The 23489-nt window shown below is 58.9% G+C and carries 25 protein-coding genes; 11 read left to right on the top strand and 14 right to left on the bottom strand.

All coding sequences use genetic code 11. The features are described 5' to 3' along the window. The first annotated feature begins 42 nt into the window (after positions 1–42). The 3 genes from sfsA to OLX72_RS07990 all read left to right on the top strand — a co-directional run bounded on the left by sfsA (position 43) and on the right by OLX72_RS07990 (position 2846). Positions 43–747 carry a DNA/RNA nuclease SfsA gene (gene sfsA, locus OLX72_RS08000; protein WP_433990230.1) on the top strand — a complete coding sequence of 235 codons (705 nt, stop codon included), beginning with the start codon at positions 43–45 and terminating at the stop codon, positions 745–747. A gap of 54 nt (positions 748–801) precedes the next feature. Next, complete coding sequence (gene map, locus OLX72_RS07995) at positions 802–1629, top strand: type I methionyl aminopeptidase (protein WP_114871684.1); 828 nt, start codon at positions 802–804, stop codon at positions 1627–1629. 182 nt (positions 1630–1811) lie between these two features. Further along, on the top strand, positions 1812–2846 hold the full coding sequence (locus OLX72_RS07990) for a TRAP transporter substrate-binding protein (RefSeq protein WP_114871685.1): 1035 nt from the start codon (positions 1812–1814) through the stop codon (positions 2844–2846). A gap of 74 nt (positions 2847–2920) precedes the next feature. On the opposite strand, the gene OLX72_RS07985 is transcribed toward OLX72_RS07990, so the two are convergent. From OLX72_RS07985 to OLX72_RS07975, 3 genes are read right to left on the bottom strand one after another with little or no spacing between them, the layout of a single operon-like run. Then, positions 2921–3127: a hypothetical protein gene (locus OLX72_RS07985; RefSeq protein WP_114871686.1), complete on the bottom strand. Its 207-nt coding sequence runs from the start codon at positions 3125–3127 to the stop codon at positions 2921–2923. A 19-nt stretch (positions 3128–3146) separates the two neighbouring features. After that, positions 3147–3698 carry a 16S rRNA (guanine(966)-N(2))-methyltransferase RsmD gene (gene rsmD / locus OLX72_RS07980; protein WP_114871687.1) on the bottom strand — a complete coding sequence of 184 codons (552 nt, stop codon included), beginning with the start codon at positions 3696–3698 and terminating at the stop codon, positions 3147–3149. Then, positions 3695–4903 (bottom strand): NAD(P)/FAD-dependent oxidoreductase, encoded by a 1209-nt coding sequence (locus OLX72_RS07975; RefSeq protein WP_433990229.1) that lies wholly within the window; start codon positions 4901–4903, stop codon positions 3695–3697. The genes rsmD and OLX72_RS07975 overlap by 4 nt, the downstream gene beginning before the upstream one ends. A 95-nt stretch (positions 4904–4998) precedes the next feature. Here OLX72_RS07975 and OLX72_RS07970 point away from each other — a divergent pair, with 95 nt between their 5' ends. Next, a complete protein-coding gene (locus OLX72_RS07970; protein ID WP_433990228.1) occupies positions 4999–5487 on the top strand; it encodes a peroxiredoxin in 489 nt (162 codons plus the stop codon). A 131-nt stretch (positions 5488–5618) separates the two neighbouring features. Here OLX72_RS07970 and OLX72_RS07965 read toward each other — a convergent pair whose 3' ends face one another. From OLX72_RS07965 to OLX72_RS07950, 4 genes are read right to left on the bottom strand one after another with little or no spacing between them, the layout of a single operon-like run. Beyond that, positions 5619–5909, bottom strand: a complete 291-nt coding sequence (locus OLX72_RS07965) for a 4a-hydroxytetrahydrobiopterin dehydratase (protein WP_114871690.1) — start codon at positions 5907–5909, stop codon at positions 5619–5621. Next, a complete protein-coding gene (locus tag OLX72_RS07960) occupies positions 5906–7093 on the bottom strand; it encodes a GNAT family N-acetyltransferase (protein WP_433990227.1) in 1188 nt (395 codons plus the stop codon). Before OLX72_RS07960 ends, OLX72_RS07965 begins: the two co-directional genes overlap by 4 nt. Positions 7094–7137: 44 nt before the next feature. Beyond that, positions 7138–7902, bottom strand: coding sequence for a glycerophosphodiester phosphodiesterase family protein (locus OLX72_RS07955; RefSeq protein ID WP_114871692.1), 765 nt, complete (start codon positions 7900–7902; stop codon positions 7138–7140). Then, complete coding sequence (locus tag OLX72_RS07950) at positions 7899–8357, bottom strand: RidA family protein (protein ID WP_114871693.1); 459 nt, start codon at positions 8355–8357, stop codon at positions 7899–7901. Before OLX72_RS07950 ends, OLX72_RS07955 begins: the two co-directional genes overlap by 4 nt. Positions 8358–8709: 352 nt before the next feature. Here OLX72_RS07950 and OLX72_RS07945 point away from each other — a divergent pair, with 352 nt between their 5' ends. After that, on the top strand, positions 8710–9531 hold the full coding sequence (locus OLX72_RS07945) for an MlaA family lipoprotein (RefSeq protein WP_254684653.1): 822 nt from the start codon (positions 8710–8712) through the stop codon (positions 9529–9531). Further along, a complete protein-coding gene (locus tag OLX72_RS07940) occupies positions 9521–10129 on the top strand; it encodes an MlaC/ttg2D family ABC transporter substrate-binding protein (RefSeq protein WP_433990226.1) in 609 nt (202 codons plus the stop codon). Before OLX72_RS07945 ends, OLX72_RS07940 begins: the two co-directional genes overlap by 11 nt. A 5-nt stretch (positions 10130–10134) precedes the next feature. Here OLX72_RS07940 and OLX72_RS07935 read toward each other — a convergent pair whose 3' ends face one another. Next, positions 10135–12345, bottom strand: coding sequence for a transglycosylase domain-containing protein (locus OLX72_RS07935; protein WP_114871696.1), 2211 nt, complete (start codon positions 12343–12345; stop codon positions 10135–10137). A 254-nt stretch (positions 12346–12599) separates the two neighbouring features. Between OLX72_RS07935 and OLX72_RS07930 the strand changes: the two genes are divergently transcribed. Together OLX72_RS07930 and OLX72_RS07925 are read left to right on the top strand one after the other, a co-directional pair. Further along, positions 12600–12938, top strand: coding sequence for a P-II family nitrogen regulator (locus OLX72_RS07930; protein WP_114871697.1), 339 nt, complete (start codon positions 12600–12602; stop codon positions 12936–12938). 29 nt (positions 12939–12967) lie between these two features. Next, positions 12968–14290: an ammonium transporter gene (locus OLX72_RS07925; RefSeq protein WP_114872461.1), complete on the top strand. Its 1323-nt coding sequence runs from the start codon at positions 12968–12970 to the stop codon at positions 14288–14290. Between the two features lie 143 nt (positions 14291–14433). Here OLX72_RS07925 and OLX72_RS07920 read toward each other — a convergent pair whose 3' ends face one another. Then, complete coding sequence (locus tag OLX72_RS07920) at positions 14434–14928, bottom strand: DUF6647 family protein (protein WP_433990225.1); 495 nt, start codon at positions 14926–14928, stop codon at positions 14434–14436. A 109-nt stretch (positions 14929–15037) separates the two neighbouring features. On the opposite strand from OLX72_RS07920, the gene OLX72_RS07915 reads away from it, so the two are divergent. Beyond that, on the top strand, positions 15038–15955 hold the full coding sequence (locus OLX72_RS07915) for a LysR substrate-binding domain-containing protein (protein WP_433990224.1): 918 nt from the start codon (positions 15038–15040) through the stop codon (positions 15953–15955). 277 nt (positions 15956–16232) lie between these two features. Here the strand turns inward: OLX72_RS07915 and OLX72_RS07910 are convergent, their stop codons facing one another. From OLX72_RS07910 to smpB, 4 genes are all read right to left on the bottom strand, one after another. Beyond that, entirely contained in the window at positions 16233–17417 is a 1185-nt protein-coding gene (locus tag OLX72_RS07910) for an aromatic amino acid transaminase (protein ID WP_114871700.1), read from the bottom strand. Between the two features lie 2 nt (positions 17418–17419). Then, a complete protein-coding gene (sseA, locus tag OLX72_RS07905) occupies positions 17420–18274 on the bottom strand; it encodes a 3-mercaptopyruvate sulfurtransferase (RefSeq protein ID WP_114872462.1) in 855 nt (284 codons plus the stop codon). A 73-nt stretch (positions 18275–18347) separates the two neighbouring features. After that, positions 18348–18995, bottom strand: coding sequence for a glutathione S-transferase family protein (locus tag OLX72_RS07900; RefSeq protein WP_114871701.1), 648 nt, complete (start codon positions 18993–18995; stop codon positions 18348–18350). After that, a complete protein-coding gene (smpB, locus tag OLX72_RS07895) occupies positions 18988–19464 on the bottom strand; it encodes an SsrA-binding protein SmpB (protein ID WP_433990223.1) in 477 nt (158 codons plus the stop codon). The genes OLX72_RS07900 and smpB overlap by 8 nt, the downstream gene beginning before the upstream one ends. Before the next feature lie 153 nt (positions 19465–19617). Between smpB and OLX72_RS07890 the strand changes: the two genes are divergently transcribed. After that, positions 19618–20862, top strand: coding sequence for a lytic murein transglycosylase (locus tag OLX72_RS07890; protein ID WP_114872463.1), 1245 nt, complete (start codon positions 19618–19620; stop codon positions 20860–20862). 82 nt (positions 20863–20944) lie between these two features. On the opposite strand, the gene OLX72_RS07885 is transcribed toward OLX72_RS07890, so the two are convergent. Next, a complete protein-coding gene (locus tag OLX72_RS07885) occupies positions 20945–21763 on the bottom strand; it encodes a sulfotransferase family protein (protein WP_114871703.1) in 819 nt (272 codons plus the stop codon). A 145-nt stretch (positions 21764–21908) separates the two neighbouring features. On the opposite strand from OLX72_RS07885, the gene OLX72_RS07880 reads away from it, so the two are divergent. Then, positions 21909–23486 carry a DUF5928 domain-containing protein gene (locus OLX72_RS07880; protein WP_433990222.1) on the top strand — a complete coding sequence of 526 codons (1578 nt, stop codon included), beginning with the start codon at positions 21909–21911 and terminating at the stop codon, positions 23484–23486. Positions 23487–23489 lie beyond the last annotated feature (3 nt).

The following is a 23489-nucleotide window of genomic DNA, read 5'->3' as shown; positions in this document are numbered from 1 at the left end:
TTGTCCTTGAATGGGTCTGACCGCAGGTATAGGGGGTGTCCCATGCGCTTTCAAACCCCTCTTGTTCCGGCCACGCTGATCCGTCGTTACAAACGGTTTCTGGCCGATTGCCTGTTGCCGGACGGGCGCGAAATCACCGCGCACTGCGCCAACCCCGGATCAATGATGGGGCTGGCACAACCGGGGTGCAAAATCTGGCTGGAACCCAATGACGACCCCCGCAAAAAGCTGAAATACGGCTGGCGCCTTGTGGATCATGAAAACGGCCACTTTACCGGCGTTGATACGGGCGTGCCCAATCGCGTGTTGGGCAACGCATTGCGCAATCAACAGATTGCGCCCTTTGCCAAATACACCGATGTGCAGGCCGAGGTGAAATACGGCCAGAACAGCCGCATCGATTATCTGCTGCGCGCTCCGGACCTGCCCGATCTTTACCTTGAAATCAAAAGCGTAACACTGTGCCGGCAAGGCGGGTTGGCCGAATTTCCCGACAGCGTGACAAAACGGGGCGCAAAACACCTGGAAGAACTTGCCGGAATGGTTTTGCAAGGCCACCGCGCTGCGATGCTGTACCTTGTCCAGCGCACCGATTGCACGGCTTTCGATCTCGCGCGCGATATTGATCCGGCCTATGGCCGCGCATTTGATACGGCGCGCGCAGCAGGTGTTGAAACCTTTTGCTTTGGCACCCAGATATCACCCGAAGCTGTCGATATGGCCGGGCCGGCCGCTTGCCGCGCCTAAGCTGGTCTGGCACTTTTCATTTTCCCGTTATAATAACCCCCTAACACCGCGAGAATGAGGCCCCACGTGAATAACGAAACCCGTGGCCGTCTGACAAAGGACGGCATTCGAATTTATGAACCGTCCGATTTTGCCGGAATGCATGTTGCCGGCGCATTGGCCGCGCGGATTCTGGATGATGTCGCGCCACATGTTCAGGTTGGGCAAACCACCGAAGAAATTGACCGTATCATCACCGATATGGTTGATGCCGCAGGCGCGAAATCGGCAACCATCGGCTACAAGGGCTATCAGCACGCCAGTTGCATTTCGGTCAACCACGTCGTTTGCCACGGTATTCCCAGTGTCAAAACCCTGAAGGACGGCGATATTCTGAACATCGACGTCACGGTCATCGTCGATGGCTGGTTCGGTGATACCTCGCGGATGTACGTGGCCGGCAAATTGCCACGCAAGGCCGAACGCCTGATCGATGTCACCCACGACGCCCTGATGCGCGGGATCGAGGCCGTGAAACCCGGCAACACGTTCGGCGATATCGGCCACGCGATCCAAAGCTTTGTGGAGAGCCATCGCATGTCCGTCGTGCGCGATTTTTGCGGTCACGGGCTGGGCCGCGTGTTTCACGCGCCGCCCAACGTATTGCACTATGGCCGTCCGGGCACCGGCGCCACGCTGGAACCGGGCATGTTCTTCACCATTGAACCGATGGTCAATCTGGGACGGCCTGAAACCAAGACACTGTCCGATGACTGGACGGCTGTAACCCGTGACAAATCCCTCTCAGCCCAGTTCGAACACTCGGTCGGCGTGACGGAAACCGGCGTGGACATTTTCACATTGTCCCCGGCAGGCCGGTTTCACCCCACATACGGGGAATAATTTCAGCGTTTCCCCCCAAATGCTGAATAATAAGCCAGCGACTGCGCTTATCGGAAGAAATTCGACTTTTATTGCTTCAGGTTATTGCGAATGATTTGCAACTCGGCCATGCACGCCCTAGTTAACCAATTGCCGCACTGCAGCGGCGTATCGCTTTGTCCTGTATAAAGGAGGCCCGCGCGATGACCTTTCTGAAATCCGTAGCCCTTGCCGCCCTCTTGGGGGTAACCGCAACCGCCGCAACAGCCCAGGAAATCACGTTACGCTTTCAGCATTTCGTGTCTCCCAAATCGGCCAACCCGAAATTCTTCATCGAACCCTGGGCCAAAAAGATCGAAGCGGAAAGCAATGGCCGCATCAAGGTCGAAATTTACCCGTTCATGCAGCTGGGCGGCAAAGCCCCCAGCCAGTACGACCTGATCCGCGACGGCGCGATTGACGGTGGCTGGGTCATTCCGGGCTACCAGCCCGGTCGTTTCCCCGAAGCGGAAGCCATGGAAATGCCGTTCATGACCACGAAATCAGGCGAAGAAGCCAGCCGCGCGGCATGGTTATTCACACAGAAAAACCTGATGGACGATTTCGCCGATGTACACCTGATTGCCGCGCATATGCACGGGCGCGGTCTGGTCCACAAAAAAGGCCCCGTAATCAGCACCGTCAGCGATTTCAACGGGCTGAAACTGCGCGGTCCTTCGCGCCCCGCAACGCTGCTTCTGGACAGGCTGGGCGCTACGCCGGTCGGCATGGCCGTTCCCGCCTTTCCCGAAGCCCTGTCAAAAGGTGTGGTTGATGGCGGCGTCATCACCTGGGAAATGTCTCCATCGCTCAAACTTGATGAACTGACAGACAGCCACACCGACGTGGCGGGCGAAAAATCGCTTTATAACCTGTTCTTCATCTGGGCGATGAACAAGGACAGCTATGCTGCCCTGCCCGATGACCTCAAGGCCGTGATCGACAACAATTCCGGCATGATGGCCAGCGCATGGGCCGGTCGTGCCCATGATCAGGGCGATCTGGAAGGCCGCGCCGCCATGGAAGCATCCGGCAACGCCATTGGCGAAATCAGCGAGGCTGAAACCCAGCTGATGCAGGAAATGGGCGAAACCGTCACCGCCAACTGGATCGAAGAAATGAATGCCAAGGGTCTGGATGGTGCCGGCCTGATCGCGGACGCACGCGCCGCGGTTCAGATCACCCGCGACTGGAAATAGCCCCTTTTACATCGAACATTACGGGTGCTGCCGGATCACCGGCGGCACCTGCAATACACTCCGCAGCGCGCCGGTTATGGGCTGTCGTCCTCATCCGCCTGCGCCGCCAGCGCATCCTTGCGCAACCGGTCCAGCAGCACGGTTTCCCGCCCCCACGGCACCACCGCGTCACTTAGAAACAATGGCCCGCGGTACCGCTGCCGCTCGGTGCCACTGCGGGCGCTTGACCGGTGCGTCTGGCCCGGAAGGCGGATGTTAAAAAATGACGCCACGTTTTGCATGGAATCATTCTATCACGGCTCAATCCGCTTGCAAAATCGTGATATGGGTCGCGCCGTATTTGCGCTGGTCCAGCAGGGAAAACCCGTCCGGTGCGGGCTGGGGCGTGCTGTCTTCCCACACGATCATCGCATCGTCACCAATCCATCCGCCCGCCCTGGCCGCATCCAGCGCGCGCGCCCCCAAATCCTTGCCATATGGCGGGTCGAGAAACACCAGATCATAAGGCGCATCCTCGTTCGCCGGCAGCTTGCGCGCATCCCGCCGGATCAACCGCGTCTGCGCGCCCGATCCCGTCAAGGCAATATTCTGGCGGATCAACTGTCCGGCCTTGGCCCCGTCATCGACAAAACACACCTGCGCCGCCCCGCGCGACAGCGCCTCAAGCCCCAGCGCGCCGGTTCCGGCAAACAGGTCCAGCACCCGTGCCCCGTCGAACACATCATATTTGGTCAGTATATTGAACAGGCTCTCGCGCACCCGGTCCGATGTCGGGCGCAAATGCGCACCCGCGTCCCCCTTGCCAACCGAGGCCAGCGCCAGACCGCGAAACTGCCCCGCAATGATCCTCACGCTTTCAGCAGGGCCTTCATATCGGTGTCCGGGTTGGCAATCACATCCGGCGCGGGCGATTTTCCGGCCTCGATCAACCGCTTGCCAATCATGTAATTGCGCGGATCGTTCATCGCATCCACCGCCAGCAACGTATCATCCTTGTAATACCAGAACGACACGGTATCGCCCTCGCCCTTGCGCGTGACAATATGATCATAGCCGCTGTTCAGCCCGGCAATCTGCAATTTCACGTCATACTGATCCGACCAGAACCAAGGCTGCGGTACATAGTCTTTTTGCGCCCCCAGCAGGTTGTCGGCCACACATTCGGCCTGATCAATCGCGTTCTGCACACTCTCCAGCCGGATGCGCGCGCCTTTGTAGGGAAAAGACGCGCAATCCCCCGCCGCCCAGATCGACGGATCCGATGTGCGCCCCTGCGCATCAACCTCGATCCCGTTGTTCAGGATCAGCCCCGCCGCCTCGGCCAGCGCGTGACCGGGCGTGACACCAACGCCGACGATCACAAAATCGACCTCCAGTTCGGTGCCGTCACTCAGCCGCGCGCCGGATACGTGATCTTCGCCCAGCAACCGGTCCAGCCCGATCCCCTCGCGGATGTCCACACCATGTGCGCGATGCAGCGCGCGAAAATAATCACTGGTTTCCGGCGCGGCCACACGTTGCAGGATCCGGTCCGCCATTTCCACCAACGTCACCTTTACGCCCAGCTTGCTGGCAACCGAAGCAGCCTCCAGCCCGATATAGCCACCACCGACAATCAGCGCGCGTGCGCCCTCGGTAAAATCGGGGGCCATTCCATCGACATCTGCCAATGTGCGCACGACATGCACGCCCGCCAGATCGCCGCCGATCGATGCTGGCAGGCGTCGCGGCTCTGAACCGGTGGTCAGAACCAGATGATCATAGGCGATCACCTCGCCATTCACCGAAACCGTTTTGGCATCCCGGTCAATGGCATCGACGGCATGGCCCAGTTTCAGGGTGATACCGTGTTCGCCGTAAAACGCTTCCGGCCGCAGGAACAACCGCTCCAGCGCCATCTCGCCGGTCAGATAGGTCTTGGACAGCGGCGGCCGCTGATAGGGTGGCACCGGCTCCGCCCCGATCAGCGTGATCTGACCATCAAAGCCGCCATTGCGCAGGCGCATAACCAAAGACGCACCGGCCTGTCCCGCGCCGATCACAACGATGTGGCTCATTTTACGCTCTCCCGCACGAAAACCAGTGGTCCATTGCCTCGGCGAACCCTATATCCTTGAAACAGCAAAACGCAATTACACGAAAGCGACACATAATGACAATTTCTCAAGGCGATGCACTGCCGGACGCTTCATTGGTCCGGATGGGGGCAGACGGCCCCGAAGCCGTAAACCTGTCCGACAAGACCAAGGGCCGCAAGGTCGTGATTTTTGCAGTGCCCGGCGCGTTCACGCCGACATGCCATTCTGCCCATGTGCCCAGCTTCGTGCGCACCAAGGATCAGTTCGCTGCCAAAGGCGTCGATGAAATCATCTGCATCAGTGTGAATGACCCTTTCGTCATGAAGGCATGGGGCGAAGCCACCGGCGCAACCGATGCCGGCATCACAATGCTGGCGGATGCGCAAAGCGCGTTCACAACAGCGATCGGCATGAATTTTGATGCCCCGCCCGCCGGTCTGATGGCCCGCTCGAAACGCTACGCGATGCTGGTTGATAACGGCACGGTCACGCTGTTTCAGGCCGAAGAAAGCCCGGGCGTCGGCGACGTCTCGGGTGGTGAGGCCCTGCTGGACGCGATGTAAGATCACAACAGTCGGCGCCGTGCGAACCCACGTACGGCACCGGCCCATTCTTCATCTTTTCCAAAATACTTTCGCCGAAGGCGACAAAGCATCGCGCCGCGCCCCATGGGGCGCGTCATTCTTGGGCGGGCCTAAAGGCTGTCCATCTTCCGGGCAAGCTTGGCATCCAGCGTGCTTAACCCGTCCACGTCATGGGTCGTCAGCACAACATTCACCGTTTTGTAGACATTGTCCCATTCCGGGTGATGATCCCATTTTTCCGCCCACAAGGCGACCCGTGTCATCCAGCCGAACGCCTCGACGAAATTCTTGAACACGAATGTTTTGCGGATCGCATCGCGCTCCGGCACCATTTCCCAACCGGACGCGAACAGCGGTTCCAGCAACGCGCCTCTGGTTTCTTCAGACAGTTTCTCGGTCATTCCTGTTCCTCTACATTTGCTTTCCTGAACGGGCCATAGGCCGTCAGTATTTCTACATCTTCCTCGACTGCCGCCTGTTCGGCGCGCAGATACTGCGCGATGGCATCTGCAAAACCCGGATCCCCGACCCAGTGCAGCGAATGGGTCAGGCTGGGCAGATAACCCCGCGCCAGCTTGTGCTCTCCCTGCGCCCCCGCCTCGACCCGGCCCAGACCGCGGGCAATCGCAAAATCAATCGCCTGATAGTAACACAGTTCGAAATGCAGGCAGGGGTGATGCTCTGTGCAGCCCCAGTATCGGCCAAACAACGCATCAGCCCCGATAAAGTTCAACGCTCCGGCAACATATTGCCCGTCACGTCTGGCCAGCACCAGCGCCATGTCATCGCGCAGGCTGTCCTGCGCAATGTCGAAAAACCGCCGTGTCAGATACGGCGTGCCCCATTTGCGCGCGCCTGTATCCTGATAGAACACCCAGAATGCATCCCAGTGTTCGGGACGGATCTGATCGCCCGTCAGGGTTTCGATCGTGCCGCCGAATGCCTTGGCCTGCGCCCGTTCCTTGCGGATGTTCTTGCGCTTGCGTGACGACAATGTGGACAGAAAATCATCAAAGCTTTCGTAGCCGTGGTTCAGCCAGTGAAACTGCTGTGTCGTCCGGGCCATCAGGCCCAGATCACCGCCCCGTTTGGCCTCCTCTTTGGTACAGAACGTCACGTGCAGCGACGAAATCCTGTTGTTCTGCGCCAGTTGCACCGCGCCCTGCACCAATGCCGAAAACCCGGCCTCTTCAAATCCGGGCCGGATCAGAAACCGTCGCCCTGTCGCTGGCGTATGCGGTACGGCGATCTGCAATTTCGGGTAATATCGCCCGCCCGCACGTTCATAGGCATGGGCCCAGTTGTGATCAAAGATGTATTCGCCCTGCGAATGCGATTTCAGGTACATCGGCGCGCAAGCGATCAGCTGGCCCTGTGCATAGGCCGTCAGATAATGCGGATGCCAGCCTGTGCCGGTGCCCACCGAACCGCTGTCTTCCAGAGCGCTCAGAAACCGGTAGGTGGTAAAGGGGTCATTGGGCCGGTCGCCGGTCGCTGCTTCGGGGCAGGCACAGCTGTCCCAGTCAGACGCGTCAATCTTTGACAGCGCATCCACTACCCTGATTTCGATTTCCTGTTCAGCCATCGCGTCCCTGCCTTGGGTCGTATGTGTGGCCCGCATCGCTGCAATCAAGCAGGCAATGCTGCCAGATAGCCTTCGAAGGTGATGTTTTCCGCGATCCGGCGCGCCTCTGCCTCTTCAAGGGGCGACCTTATGGTCCAACACAGGATACGCGCGCCGCGCTGTTTCAGGGCACGCACCCGCTGGCGATCCAGATCACAGGCCTCGTGGCTGATGAAACTGGCAGCCGTGCGGTCATAATCCGGAATGTCGCGTAACACGTCGCACATCTTCGTGCTCAGCGGCCAATCGTCGGGATCATAGGCGCTGGTGACGATGCCGCGCGCCATATCCGGTGACAGGCGGGCCATTTCAGCAACAGAATGCGGGTTGAACGACATCACGGCCAACGGGCCGGTATAGGTTGAAATGGCCAGCGCGGTGGCCTGTTCCAGCGGGCCGACATTGGCGCCCATCGCGCCATCCTGATCCTTGATTTCGATCAGCAAAGGCACACGCCCGTTGATCAGTTCCAGCACCTCTTTCAGGGTCGGTATGCCCTCTGTTCCGCCTTTCAGCGGAATTTGCGCCAGTTCGACCGCCGTGCGGGCGTTCATCGGCCCTTTGGCATCTGTCAGGCGGCCAAGATCGTAATCATGGAACACCATCGCCTGCCCGTCGGCAGACAATTGCAGATCAATCTCTATGCCATAGCCCGCGTCCAGCGCCGCCCGGATGGCGGCCCGGCTGTTTTCAGGGCGCCCGTCCGACACATCGTGCAACGCACGATGGGCCAGCGGAATGTCGATAAAAGCAGACGCAAGAGGGATCATTTGATCTGGAATATTCCCTCGATTTCAACCGCAACGCCCAACGGCAGCGCCGCAGCGGAAACCGCCGATCGGGAATGGCGCCCGGCATCACCCACAGCCGCAACCATGAAATCAGACGCGCCGTTGATCACTTTGGGCTGATCGGTGAAATCAGCCGTGGAATTCACGAAACCTGTCAGTTTGATCACCCGCACAAGACGGTTGATATCGCCGCCACACGCGGCTTTGACCTGCGCCAGCAGGCTGATCGCGCAGGATTTGGCAGCCGCCGCCCCGTCTTCGACGCTCATGTTGTCGCCCAGCTTGCCGGTGATAAACCCGTCTGGCCCGTTCGAAATCTGGCCGGATACGTAAAGGATGTCGCCGACCTGCACATAAGGCACATAGTTGGCGGCGGGCGCGGGGGCATCCGGCAGGGTGACACCCAGTTCGGTCAGTTTCGATTCAATGCTCATCGGGAAATCCTCTTGTTCAAAGTGTTCGGCCAGACGCTAGCGGGCCTTGCGTCCGACGGAAAGCTGGAAATCCGGGTTCACAACCCGGTGAACAGGAAAACGATCCTCTTCTGACCGGGATGTCATCCTGCCGGGCCCAGACGCAATTTCATGTCAAAATAAGGCGAATTGACACAGATTACACCGCCTTAGCTGGCTTTCGCCCATCCGGTTTCCAACTGAACACAGCAGTTACAAAACGTGCCCAACTCATGTATCTGTCAGGCCACATTGAAAATAATCCCGCACGCACCCGCTGGGCATTCCGACAACAATGATTCATCAGGGCGCGAGTTACAGACTGGTTGGTTTCTTGGTACAGCTCACAGCGACTTCAGGGGCAGGATTTTGGCGCACGGGCGTTTTGCTCGTCGCGTTGCTGACGCTTGTTGCCTGCACAACACCGGATGCAGATAACCGGGATGTCAGCCAGGCCTTCGATCCGTTCGAAGAAGAAAACCGGCGTACACACGAATTCAACAAATCAATTGACCGTGCGCTGCTGCGTCCCGCTGGCAGGGGCTATCAGACCATTGTGCCCATACCCGTGCAGGCCGCTGTCGGTAATTTTTCAAGCAACCTGTCGATGCCCGGCGTTGCCGTGAACAGCCTGCTTCAGGGTGATCTGGGCGGCACCGGCCTTGCAATTGTCCGCTTCGCAATGAATTCGACCATCGGCATCGGCGGTCTGATTGATGCAGCTGACGAATTCAACGTGCCCGATCACGATACAGATTTCGGTGAAACCCTGCATGTCTGGGGCGCACCCGAAGGCGCGTTTATCGAATTGCCGTTCCTTGGCCCGTCCACGGAACGGGATGCAACGGGCCGCTTTGTCGATCTGTTCACCAACCCGCTGGCCTATGTTGTCAGCGGATCTGACCAGCTTTGGGGGTATGGCGCCGCCGTCGCCTCAAGCGTCAGTGATCGGGGCCGATTCAGTGAAACCATCGACTTTATCCTGTATGAAAGCGCCGACAGCTATGCCCAAAGCCGCCTGATCTATATTCAGAACCGGCGGTTCGAACTGGGACAGGGCAGCGAAAACGATGGCACTGACCCCTATTCAGACCCCTATGATGATTTCTACTCTGATCCCTATGATGACCCGTACGAGGACCCCTATGCAGAATAGTTTATTTGACAGACGTACCACACTTATCGGGCTTGCCGCATCGGTGGCCGGATTTTCGATGCCGACATCCGTGTTCGCCCTGACAGAACAGGGGGCAAAGGCGCTGGTTGACCAGTTGGTCGGCGAAATCAACAAAGTGATCAGTTCCGGCAAATCCGAATCCGCGATGATCAAGGATTTCGAAAAGATTTTCGTGCGCTACGCCGATGTGCCGATCATGGCCAGATACGCTTTGGGAAATGACGGACGCACCGCCAGCGCTGCCCAGATCCAGAATTTCACCCGCGCGTTTCAGGGCTACATCGCCCGAAAATACGGCAAACAGTTTCGCGATTTCATCGGTGGACAGGTGATTGTTCAATCCAGCCGCAAAATCAAAAGCGGGTACGAGATCAGATCGACGGTCAAGCTCAGCGGTCAGAAACCGTTCGAAGTCACCTTTCTGGTGTCTGACCGGTCGGGGCGCGATCTGTTTTTCAACATGTTCATCGAAGGCGTGAACATGTTGCTGGCCGAACGTGCCGAAATCGGCGCGATGCTGGACCGTCGCGGCGGCAATATCGACCAGATGACAGCCGATCTGGCCAAGGCGGGATAACCGCGTTACCGGCTGGGCGACGCGGGCGCCTGGCCGGACGATCCACCGCCACTGCCACCGCCAAAGATATCCCGCAGCACGTTTTCGATAATCGACCCTGTGGAATTGGAACCAGAAGTTCCGCCGCCCAGCTGCGCACCCGGATCAAAGGTTTTCGTTCCCGCCCCCGGCACATCCATCGGCAGCGCGCGGGGCGGCACACCTTCCAGCACGCGCACCATCACCTCGTGCCAGATTTCGGCGGGCAATCCGCCCCCTGTCACCCCGGTCAGCGGGGAATTGTCATCATAGCCCATCCAGATGCCCGCCACGTAATCGGCCGAAAATCCGATAAACCACGCATCCCGCGCGCCTTGCGTCGTGCCGGTTTTCCCGGCCAGTTGCCACCCGTCAATTGCAGCCCGCCCACCCGATCCTTCGGATACGACCTTTTCCATCATATAGGTCAGCGACCGCGCCGCGCGTTCCTGAATAACCCGCTCTCCGATACCGCCGCCGGCCCCCATCAGCGGTTCCCGGTCGCCCAGAAGGCGCAATTCGATCAAACCATAGGGTTTGACGGCCGACCCGCCGTTCAGAATACCGGCATAGGCTCCGGTCATTTCAAGCAATGTGCTTTCAGATGCCCCCAGCGCCAGGGCTGGGCCCAGCGCCAGATCGCTTTTGATCCCGAAATCCTCGGCGATCTTGCGCACATTCTCGCGCCCGACGCTTTCAGATACCTTCACCGCCGGCACGTTCAGAGAATCCTTCAGCGCCTGCGTCAGCGTGACGGTTCCATAATGCTTGCGTGTGTAGTTTTCCGGGCACCACTGGCCCGATCCGGGGATGTTCATGCAAAACGGTTCGTCCAGAACCACATCATTGGGCGAATAACCCAGTTCCAGCGCCGTGGCATAAACGAACGGCTTGAACGATGATCCCGTCTGGCGCAGCGCCTGCGTGGCCCGGTTGAAACCACCCGACACCTTGGTGTTGCGCCCGCCCACCATCGCACGTACCGCACCATCTGCCGACATGACGACAATGGCAGCCTGCGCCTTTGATCCTTCACGCACCTTGTTTTCGAAAACCGATATCATCGCCGCCTCGGCGGCTTTCTGGATGCGTTGGTCCAGCGTGGTGCGAATGATCACGTCTTCGGTCGTTTTGCGGGTAAAAAACTCCGGCCCGGTGGACATCACCCAATCGGCAAAATACCCGCCGGCGCGCGCCTCTGCGGCTTCTGACAATACAGCGGGGTTGGCCTGCGCATAGGCGGCCTCGGCCTCGGTCAGATAGCCTTCTTCGCTCATCAGGCGGACAATGGTTGCCGCGCGGTTCTGCGACCGGTCCAGATCATTGGTCGGCGCGTAACGGCTGGGCGCGACCAGCAGCCCCGCCAGCATCGCGGCTTCGGCCGGATTGACCTCGGCGGCGGACTTGCCGAAATAACGCTGGCTTGCGGCCTCGAATCCGCGCGCACCGGCCCCCAGAAAAGCGCGGTTCATATAGATCGTCAGAATTTCGTCTTTCGAATATTTGACCTCCATCGCCATCGCAAAAATCGCTTCGTACATCTTGCGCTGGATAGTGCCACGGCGGCAGTCGGCCTCGTAGTCGGCTTCGCTCATGCCCGATTCCGGATCATAGGGCACGCCCAGACACAGCAGTTTCGCCGTCTGCTGCGTAATCGTCGATCCGCCATGGCCCGAAAGCGGCCCGCGCCCTTCGCGCAGGTTGATGCGCACAGCGCTGGCCACACCGCGCGGGCTGATGCCGAAATGGCGGTAGAACCGGCGGTCTTCTGTCGCGACAATCGCGTTCTTCAGATGCGGGGAAACGGTATCGGTCGTCACCACACCGCCAAACTGATCCCCGCGCCACGCGAACACAGCGCCGGTCTGGTCCATCAACGTCACCGATCCGCGGGCGCGCCCGTCCAGCAATGACGTCATGTTGGGCAATGTCAGGTACACATAACCAATCGCCAGCGCCAGAATGACCGCCATGATCGCGCCGATGCGCCACCCGATCCCCCACAGCAGACGCAACAGCCACCGCACCGGCGCCAGAAGCCAGCGCAACGGCCCGCGCATCGGCCTTCGCGTCCGTTTGGGTCTGGATTTGCGCGGCGCGGCTTTTGGCTTGGCCTTGCGCGCCGATTTTGACGCCGATCCCGAAGGATAGCGTTTGTCCGCCACCAAAGGCGGTTTTCGACGCGATGAATCACTCATTGATGCCCTGCCCGAGCCTGTTCTTTCGGACAGACTACTATGCCTTCTTCGGAATGTTGAGGCACAGACTTTCTCTGTATGCCTTTTTAGTTAGCCCATTTTTTAGGCAAAACACCTTTTCTGTGCAAAAATTGTGCAAATTACACCAGCGCCAGCCGCTTTGCGCACCGTAATTCCCTTTCATTCACGCTGCAGTCGCGCATTTTTCTGCAAGTGCGAAATGCAGGACTTCCTGCCAAGTTAAGGGGACAAAGGTGAAACTCATCATTGCGACAATCAAACCGTTCAAGCTGGAAGAGGTCCGCGAAGCGCTGACCAACGCAGGCGTGCGCGGCATGATGGTGACGGAAATAAAGGGCTTCGGCTCTCAATCGGGTCACACAGAAATTTATCGCGGCGCGGAATACGCGGTGAACTTCGTTCCGAAAATCAAACTCGAAATCGTGGTCGCGGCGTCGATGGCTGATCAGGTCGTCGAAACCATCGCCAAGACAGCCAAGACCGGCAAGATCGGCGACGGCAAGATTTTCGTGCTGGACGTGCAGCAGGCGATCCGCGTGCGCACCGGCGAAACCAACGACGAGGCGCTTTGAAAATGTGCCAGACCAAGGAAAACAAACCGATGAAACTGATCAAAATTCTTCCGGTCGCGGCGGCAATGGCCGCGCTGCCGTCACTTGCGCTGGCACAGGATGCCACGCCGGGCTTCGACGAGATCGGCCCCTATATCATGACCACCCTGCTGTTCTGCATGGCCGGTTTTCTGGTGTTCTTCATGGCCGCAGGCTTTGCGATGCTCGAAGGCGGGCTGGTGCGTTCCAAGAACGTCACCATGCAGATGACAAAGAACATCGCGCTCTATTCCTTTGCCGCGATCATGTACTGGCTGATCGGGTTCAACCTGATGTATCCCGGCGATGGCTGGATCATGGCAGGCTGGGTCGGCCCGTTCTTCTCGCAAACCGTACTTGATCCGGTGGGCGTGGCCGCCGCCGATGCGGCGCTTGATTATGCTTCGGTCGGATCCGATTTCTTCTTCCAGCTGGTGTTCGTTGCCGCCACCGCCTCGATCGTGTCGGGCGCGCTGGCCGAACGGATCAAGCTGTGGCCGTTCCTGATCTTCGTCATCGTGTTGACGGGTGTCCTGTACCCGATCTCGGGCTCGTGGCAGTGGGGCGGCGGCTGGCTGTCCGAGGCCGGCTTCTCGGACTTCGCCGGTTCGACAGTTGTGCATTCGGTCGGCGGCTGGGCCGCGCTTGCAGGCGCGCTGATCCTTGGCCCGCGTATCGGCAAATATGGCAAGGACGGCAAGGTTATCCCGATGCCCGGTTCAAACCTGGCACTGGCGACACTTGGCACTTTCATCCTGTGGCTGGGCTGGTTCGGCTTCAACGGCGGCTCGCAACTGGCCATGGGAACAGTTGGCGACGTATCTGACGTGTCGCGGATCTTTGCCAACACCAACATGGCGGCGGCAGCCGGTGCGGTCACCGCGCTGATCCTGACGCAGGTGCTTTACAAGAAACCGGACCTGACAATGGTTCTGAACGGCGCGCTGGCCGGTCTGGTGGCAATTACCGCCGAACCGCTGGCACCAACCCTGTTCGGCGCCCTGTGGATCGGTGCAATTGGCGGTGTGATCGTTGTCTTTGCCGTGCCCTTCCTCGACAAGATGAAGATCGACGACGTTGTCGGCGCGATCCCGGTGCACTTGTTTGCCGGCATCTGGGGCACCATCGCGGTGATCTTCTATGGCGATGCAAGCCTGAGCACTCAGCTGTTGGGCATCCTCGCCTATGGTATCTTCACCTTCGTGGCCTCGCTGATCGTCTGGTTGATCCTGAAATCGACAATGGGCATCCGCGTCAGCGAAGAGGACGAGATTAACGGCCTCGACATGGCCGAACTGGGGATGGAAGCCTATCCCGAGTTCTCCAAAGGCTGAACCAACCTGAAATGGTGGGGTGACGAGTATACCCGGGCGTTCGCGCCCGGGTTTTTTTACGGAAATGTCCGCAGACCGTGTTGGTCAGTTGGGTGGACTTTTCCGCCTTTCGCCGCAATCACGCCAATGGCAGCTATGGCTCCTTAGGGGTGAATATCGCGTACAGCGCAACTTGAGGCTAGTACGATCGCGATCCAGTTGACGTCGAGTGTAATTTCGCGTTCGGCCAACCAGTTCTTCTGAACATGGTAAGCGGCGTGCTCTTTGGCTGCTTCGCAATAAAAGTGCTTCCCGCCCTGACGGTGATGCACGAGTTCATGCAGCAGCACGGCAACGTCCTGCGGGTTTTCCGCGCTCCACGGACGGACCAACGAAATAGTTCCGGTGTCAGGGTCATAAAGCCCACGCGGAGTGCTGCCGATCATTGATGCCATCTCGCTTGGTTCTGCCAAGTCCTGAGCATCCACAAACACGATTGTGGCAGAGGTGTCTGCTGCTGGAAGAACTGTTGTGGTGTCGATCCAATAGTGAAGCTCTTCAATTAGCCCGGCTTGGATGGAACTGGGTTCGGCTCCGGCAATGCTCGAATAGGCAATAAGAAGCTGGGCGGCCACGGCAACCGTGGCGCGTTGGGTCAAGAGCATGGCTCCCTCCGTCCGGCAAGTGTTGATTTGCCAGAAGTCTAGCCAGCAGGTATGCTTGACTGCAAAGGATCGTAATTCATCGCCTGACGAGGAAAATTCACTTGTGAAGAAACGGCGGCTCCCTCCGTTCTCAGCCGTGAAGGCCTTCGAGGCAGCAGCCCGGCACTTGAGCTTTAAAGCTGCTGCGGATGAACTTTGCCTGAGCCCCTCTGCAATCTCGCATCAAATCCGAGCTCTTGAGGATTACCTTGCGACGGCGCTCTTCCGGCGCGAGGGCAACCGGATCAGTCTGACGGGCACAGGACGCGACTATGCCGGCCGGCTGTCGCAGTTGCTGGATCATCTGGATGACAGCACGCGCGCAGCACGGGCAGGAACGCACGGGCAGACCTTGCGGGTCCTGTCCACGCCCGGGTTTGCCGCTCGCTGGCTGGTGCCGCGCATGGCAAGGTTTCAACATGCGCCGGCAATCCGACTGCACATCGCCGAGGGAGCACCATCTACCAATTTTTCAACCAACAATGCCGATGTCGTGATCAAGTGGCGCGATGATGCGGAAGAGGGCGTTGATGTCGTGCCCTTCATTCATTCGGCGCGTTACCCGGTGGCGTCTCCTGCGTTACTGGAGCGTGAAAGCATATCCCACCCGCGCGACTTGCTTCGCCTGACCCTGTTTCGGGACGAAGTTGACGATCAATGGCCTGCATGGTTTCGCGCTGCTGGCGTTGTGGCCGAACTGGCCGAGGGCGACCCGATATATCCAAATTGCGAATATGCCTCCACGGCCGCTGAGGCAGGCTTGGGCGTGTCGCTGGCCTATGAGGCGGTCGTCGGCCCAACAGTGGCGGAAGGCCGTCTAGTGCGTTTGTTCAAGGCGACGACAATCCCCTTTACCATCTACGCCATTGCAACCAAGGCGACGCGCCGCAATGACCCGCTTATCCGCGCATTCCGCGATTGGTTGCTGGCCGAGGCGAGACAGAATTCCGCTACTAGCAAATCAATCCTCGTGGCCGAGTAACTGTCCACGCTGACAACCGTCGGCGCACCAGCGGTAGGTTTCGTTGGAATACCAGAATCTGAATGCGGTTTTTGTGGATTCCAGCGGTACAGCAGGCATTCGTTTCCGCCGCAGCACCAGCCAAAAAGGCCTCAATTCAGCCCTCGCCCACAACACCAGCTTTACCGCGTGCGGACAGCCTTCGCAGAAACGCCGCCGCGAGGCAGGCTCTCCCGAATTAAAGTAACGCGAACCAATGCAGTCTGGCGGAAACCGCTTTTTTTCTATCGCGCGATCTTCAGATGCCGACGTCGATGATCGCCTTGGCCAGAATGGGCACGGTGTCCTTGTTCAGACCGGCAATGTTCACGCGGCTGTCGCCCACCATGTAAATCGCGTGTTTGGCCCGCAGTTCCTCGACCTTGTCCTTGCTTGCGCCCAGACGTGAAAACATGCCGCGGTGCTGTGCGATGAATCCGAACCGGTCCGATCCCGACAGCCGCTGCAATTCCGCCGCCAGCGCGGTGCGCAGCCCCAGCATGCTTAACCGAACCTCTTCCAGTTCGGCCTGCCAGTCGGCGCGCAGTGCGTCGTCGTTCAGGATCATTGTCACCAGCCGCGCACCGTGATCGGGCGGAAACGAATAGTTCTGCCGGTTCAGGAATGCCAGTGTGCCCTGGCTGAGCGCCTGTTGCCCCGCATCCTGCGATACCGCCATCAACAGGCCGGTGCGTTCGCGGTAGATGCCAAAGTTCTTGGAACAGCTGGCCGCAATCAGACATTCCGGCACAGAAGACGCGATCAACTGTGTTGCCAGCGCATCTTCACTCAAACCGTCACCGAACCCCTGATAGGCGATGTCGATCATCGGCACGGCACCGGTCTTGTTCAACAGATCGGCCACCGCGCGCCATTCTGTCATGTTCAGGTTCGCGCCAGTCGGGTTGTGGCAACATCCGTGCAGCAAAATTACATCCCCGGCCCGCGCCTGCGCCAGATCCTGCATCATGCCGTCAAAATCCACCGCGCGGGTGTCTCCGTCGAAGTACCGGTACTCGACAATCGGCATCCCAAGATATTTCAGGATCGAAATGTGGTTCGGCCATGTCGGGTTTGATACAAACACCCGCGCGTCCGGATTGGCCATTCTGATCAGTTCAAACGCCTGACGTACCGCACCCGTTCCCCCCGGCGTGGCCGCCGCGGCCACGTTTGCGCGGGCCACGGCATCGCCCAGAACCAGTGCGATCATCGCATCGCTGAACGCAGGATCGCCGGCCAGCCCGACATAGCTTTTGCTTGTCTGCTCTTCCCACAACCGGTGCTCTGCGGCCTTGATCGCCCGCATCACGGGCGTGTTGCCGGTGGCATCCTTGTAAACGCCCACCCCAAGATCTATTTTGACAGGCCGCGGATCGTCCTTCAGCTGCTGCATCAGCATCAGGATGCCGTCGGCCGGCTGTGGTTTCAGATTGCTCAGCATGGTTATGCGTCTCCTGTGGCAACGGGCACGGTCGGGAACATGCCCCATTCCGCCCATGATCCGTCATAAAGGGTGTGATCGGTCTTGCCGATCCGTTCCAGTGCAAGGCTCAGGATCGCAGCCGTCACACCCGACCCGCAGGTGGTGATGACCGGCTTTGACAGATCCGCGCCAGATGCCTCGAACACGGCTTTCAGGTCCGATGCGTCTTTCATGGTCTTATCCTCATTCAGAAGATCGGCATAAAAGACGTTGCGCGATCCCGGAATGTGCCCACTGCGTAACCCTTCGCGGGGTTCCGGCGCATCGCCGCGAAACCGCGCCGGCGAACGGGCATCCAGAATTTCGTGATCCCCCAGCTTCGAGGCCGACGCCACCTGCGTGACATCGCGCACCAGCTGATTCTGGAACCGCACCGTCATGTGGCGATCCCGTACAACGGGCGGCAGATCCTCAGTCTCGCGGCCCTCGGCCTGCCATTTGGGAAACCCGCCATCCAGAACCGCAACATCACGCTGCCCCATCAGGCGGAACAGCCACCACACCCGCGCCGCCGACAGCAGCCCGGCACCGTCATAGACAACAACCTGATGCCCGTCGCCCACACCCATCGCGCGCAGCCGTGACATGAATTTTTCGATCGGGGGTGCCATATGAGGCAGGTCAGACCGGTGATCGGAAATATCATCGATATCGAAAAACCGTGCGCCGGGAATATGCGCCGCCTGGTATTCAGCCTGTGCATCGCGCCCCGTATCGGGCAGGTACCATGACGCATCCAGAATCCGCAGGTCGGGATCCTTCATATGGGCTGCCAGCCAGTCCGTGGAAACAAGGGTTTTTGGATCGTCTGTCATCATCTTTATCCGCTTGGCCAAGGTTGCCTATGACCTACAAGCAGGGGCGCGCACTGGCAAGGCTACGGCGGGCTTATGTCGCATCCCCGCATACACTCTGATAGGACGGCCGCGCTTGCGCCTTGTCCCACCAGCGCGACAGCGCCGTGAACCGGCGCATCATATCGCGCCCTTCTGCGGCCATGGCAAAATACCCGATCATCGGGGACAGGTGCAGATCGGCCAGTGTCACACTCTGCCCGTCCAGAACGTGGCCCTCGGCGGCGATATCCTCAAGCGCGCCCAGAACAGCCGGTGCGGCCCGAAGCCCCGCTGCCGCCTTTTGCGGATCAGCGTCAAGCCCCAGTGCCGGGCGATAGACCAGATGCGAAAAGACATCGCGCACAAGCGGCTGGTAGCCATACGCGTCCATGATCGAAATCACCTGCTGTATCCGCGCCCGGGCTTTGACAGCGGCAGGCACTAGTGGCGGACGCGGCGCGATGTCATCCACATAGCGCAAAATCGCGCTTGTCTCGTACAGGGTGAAGCCGCCATCGCGCAACACCGGAACCCGCCCGAACGGATGTAACCGCGCAAGCGCGTCCGAAGGTGGATCCTCGAACGGATCAGCCTCGACAAAACCAAACGCAACGGATTTTTCGATCAGGGCCATCTGCACGGCGCGGGTGTAAACGCTGGGCGTGAACCCGAACAGCGTCACGCCGCCCGTCTTATCCATGGTCTTTCAGCAATCGGGCCTTCTGGCGCGACCAGTCACGCTTGGCTTCGGTATCGCGTTTATCATGGTTTTTCTTGCCCTTGGCGATCCCGATCTTCAGCTTGGCGATGCCGCGATGGTTGAAATACATCACCAGCGGGACCAGCGTCATGCCCTTGCGCTGCGTGGCATTCCACAGGCGCGCCAGTTCCTTGCGCGATACCAGCATCTTGCGGCGGCGGCGTTCTTCGTGGCGGAATGTTCTGGCCCCTTCGTAGGGCGCGATATAGCTGTTCACCAACCACAATTCGCCGTCTTCAACGGCGGCATAGCTTTCGGCAATATTGGCACCACCCGCGCGCAGGGATTTCACCTCGGACCCTTCCAGAATGATGCCGCATTCCAGATCATCCTCGATCGCGTAATCATACCGCGCACGCCGGTTTTCGGCGATCACCTTGTAGTTCGGGTCTGATTTTTTCTGGGCCATGGCAGGCAGATGTAGGCGGTGACGCCTGACAGCGCAAGATGGCGCGCACGCCCGAACCCGCGCAAATCCACCGATCCCGCCGCTTGCACCTTGATGTCGCGCGCCGCTGCGGTAGATGTGGGACAACGCGGCACAGACAAAAGGGTGAAACCGATGCTGACACGACGCATGATGGGGTTTGGACTGGCGGCAACGGCACTGGCATCCTGTGGCGGCAATGTCACATCGTTCTCGTCCTCATCTTCCACGGCGTCAGCGACACGCATGCAATCGGTTCCGAATGCCGGGTTTGATGCCTGGGTGGCCAGGTTCCGGGGCCGCGCTGCCGCCGCCGGAATATCCGCCACAACGATCGATCGGGCCTTTCGCGGTGTCGGATATCTGCCCGGCGTGATCGAACGGGACCGCAACCAGACTGAATTCAAACGCTCTTTGGAAGATTACTTGGCCATCGCCGCGTCGGACGAGCGGATCGCCACGGGCCGGACCAAACTGCGCCAGTACGATGCCACCCTGTCCCGGATCGAAACGCGCTATGGCGTGGAAAAGCAATATGTGACCGCAATCTGGGGACTGGAAAGCCGCTATGGCGAGCGGCGCGGCGACATTCCGGTAATCTCGTCGCTGTCGACACTGGCCTTTGACGGGCGGCGCGGCACGTTTTTTGAAAAACAGCTGATCGCGGCCCTGCGGATTCTGCAGTACGGCGACACAACAGCGGATCGCATGACCGGAAGCTGGGCCGGTGCCATGGGCCACACCCAGTTCATTCCCACATCTTACGAAGCCTTTGCCGTGGATTTCACCGGCGACGGGCGGCGCGATATCTGGTCGGATGATCCGACCGACGCGCTGGCCTCGGCGGCGGCTTATCTGGCTAAGAACGGCTGGACCCGTGGCCAGCCCTGGGGGGTCGAGGTGCGCCTGCCGCAAGGGTTCAACACCGGTCTCACCGGGCGCGGTACGGCCCGGTCCACCGCGGATTGGGCCAGTATGGGGGTGCGCGATATGAACGGGCGCACCGTGCCGGATTACGGCCGCGCTTCGGTGATCATCCCCTCCGGTGCCCGCGGCCCCGCCTTCATGACGTTCAGCAATTTCACCACGATCACACGCTACAACAATTCGGAAAGCTATGTGATCGGCATCGGCCATCTGGCCGACCGGATCATCGGCAAACCGCCGATCCAGGGCAGCTTTCCCCCCGATGCCAGCGGCATGACGATCAACGACCGCCGCGCCCTGCAACAGGGGCTGACCGCTGCCGGGTTCGACACCGGCGGCACCGATGGCGTGATCGGATCGAAAACCACGGCTGCGATCACCGCCTATCAAAGCGCTAACGGGCTGGCCGTAACGGGGCAGCCTTCGCTCGACCTGCTGGCGCGGTTGCAATAACTGTCGGATTTTTTGAGTATTTTTGGACAAATGAAGACCGGCCTGTCTTCATCTTTTCATAAATACTTGCCTGCTTCGGCAGTCAGTCGCCCAATTTAATGTGCACTTCATCCAGATCGATTTCGCCGGTCGGCATCTTGTTGGATGGATCATCGAAATCGTATTTGAACAACTGGAAATCACGCTTGTAGATTTCAAACATCAGATGCTTTGACAGATCGTCAAAGTAATCCTCGACCGGATGGGCGCGTTTGGGTCCGTGGCCTTCGCTTTCGTTGAAACGGGGGATGCTGGCAAGATCGACCGAATGGGGTGTCTCCACGGCGTTGAGCACCGATTGCATGCCGTCATTGAATTTTTCGGTCCAGAAAATGTTGTCGTACCGGCCACCGTTCACAATGAAGGTAGACAGGTGGCCCGACTGCGCGGACCAGTGGATATCAGGCTCCATCGGGCGGCGCCAGCGGATGGAATCGCGTGCAAACAACAAAAAGCGGCGGAAGGATTTGATCTGGTCAAACTCCTGCTTGCCATCATCACCGCCCACTTCGATGCCGTATTTCTGGATCAGCAGCGGCACCAGATTGCCCCGGTAGCGTTTACCGTTGCGCTGGATGCCGCAGATTTTATCAAAGAATGATGACAGGATGCGGGTGTAGGGATTGCGCACACAGGTAAAGGCGTAAGAGGCGTGATCCTGCACATTGGCCGAAATCAGATGCTGGCTGTCTTCCAGCGCCCATTTGTGCAGGCCGCCCTTGGCGTCGTGAATATCGCCATCAAAGAAAACGCCGTGATCTGAATAATACATGATCTGCCCGATCGTCGAACAGGCGCATTTGGGCACCACGCGATAGACCACGCTTTCGCTTTCTGTCATCCACGTACCGGGAAAGCCCATACTGCTCGCTCCTATGCGCTGCGGCGCGTTTATGTGACCACAGTTGCTTCATCCGACAAAAAAGCAAACAAATCCTGTTTATTCAATCAGTGTTCAACAGTATCACGGTAGGCAACACAAAAAAAAGGGCAGTCACGTTCCGAGAATGGCCAAAATCGCCTACATATTGCTATGCCACAAAGACCCGGAGGCCATTATCAACCAGGCTGAACGGCTGACCGCTGTTGGCGACTATATGTCCATCCATTTCGATGCGCGGGCCAAGCCGGCGCATTTCGATATGATCCGGCGCGCGCTCAAGGACAATCCGAACGTCGTGTTTGCCCGCAAGCGGATCAAATGCGGGTGGGGGGCGTGGTCTTTGGTGCAGGCCAGCATCCATGCGGTCGAAGCTGCGGTTGACGCGTTTCCGCGGGCCACGCATTTCTACATGTTGTCCGGCGATTGCATGGCGATCAAATCGGCTGAATACGCCCATGAATTTCTGGACAGCCGCGATGTCGATTACATCGAAAGCTTTGATTTTTTCGAAAGCGACTGGATCAAGACCGGAATGAAGCAGGAGCGGTTGATCTACCGGCATCTGTTCAATGAACGCACACAACCCGGCCTGTTCTATGCGGCCTACGGGTTTCAGAAACGGCTTGGGCTGACCCGCAGCATCCCACCCGATATTCAGGTTCAGATAGGAAGCCAGTGGTGGTGCCTGCGGCGGCGCACGATCGAATGGATACTGGATTTCATCAAATCAAGGCGTGATGTCGTCCGGTTTTTCCGTACCACATGGATACCGGATGAAACATTTTTCCAGACACTGGTGCGCCATCTTGTGCCCGAGACCGAGATCGAGACTCGTACATTGACCTGCCTGATGTTTTCCGATTACGGGGTGCCGATTACCTTTTACAACGATCACTACGATCTTTTGCTAAGCCAGGATTTCCTTTTTGCCCGCAAGATCAGCCCCGAGGCGCGCGAACTGAAGCGCCGGCTGGGCGCGCTTTATGCGGCAAGCGGTGTCGAATTCCAGATTTCGAACGAAGCCCAGAGCCTGTTCAAATTCCTGACCGGGCGGGGCCGGATCGGGCGGCGTTTTGCCAGCCGGTTCTGGGAAACCGAAAGCACGCTGGGGCGCGAACGTGAATTGCTGATCGTGGTGTGCAAGAAATGGCACGTCGCCAAACGGATGGTCGAACGCATTCGCGCGGTCAGCAACATCCCGACAATCGAATATCTGTTCAACGAAGAAGATACGGATCTTCCCGATCTGGGGGGCATTCAAACGACCCTTGGCAAACGTACACGGCACCGCCGTTCGCTGGTGCGGATGTTGTTTGATTATTACGAAACCGATCGCCTGCTGGTCTGCATGGACCCCAACAACATCGAGCTGTTGCAGGATTTCTGTTCGGACCGGTCTGTGACCAGGTTGCTTGAGATCGAATGCCAGTTCAGTGATGATTATTTGAAAGGGCATGCCATGCGGGTTGGGCTTACCGGGGAACGCACCCCGCCCGAGACACTGGAGCGGCTGTTGCCCACCATCCGGCAGGACATGATCTTTGAAAGCGACCGCATCCGCGACGCCGATTTCGAAAACCACTACCGGTTGCGTGAAACGGATGACCCAGAAAAAAATGCTGAAAAGCTGGCCGCTTTTCTTGCCATTTCACACGGCAACGCGCATCAGGTCACGGCATCCGAACACTTGTTTTCCGACTGAGGT

It is taken from the genome of Sulfitobacter sp. TBRI5, assembly GCF_051013555.1.
Classification (GTDB): domain Bacteria; phylum Pseudomonadota; class Alphaproteobacteria; order Rhodobacterales; family Rhodobacteraceae; genus JL08.
Note: the sequence above shows the minus strand (reverse complement) of the source record. Positions and strands in the feature narration are given on the sequence as shown.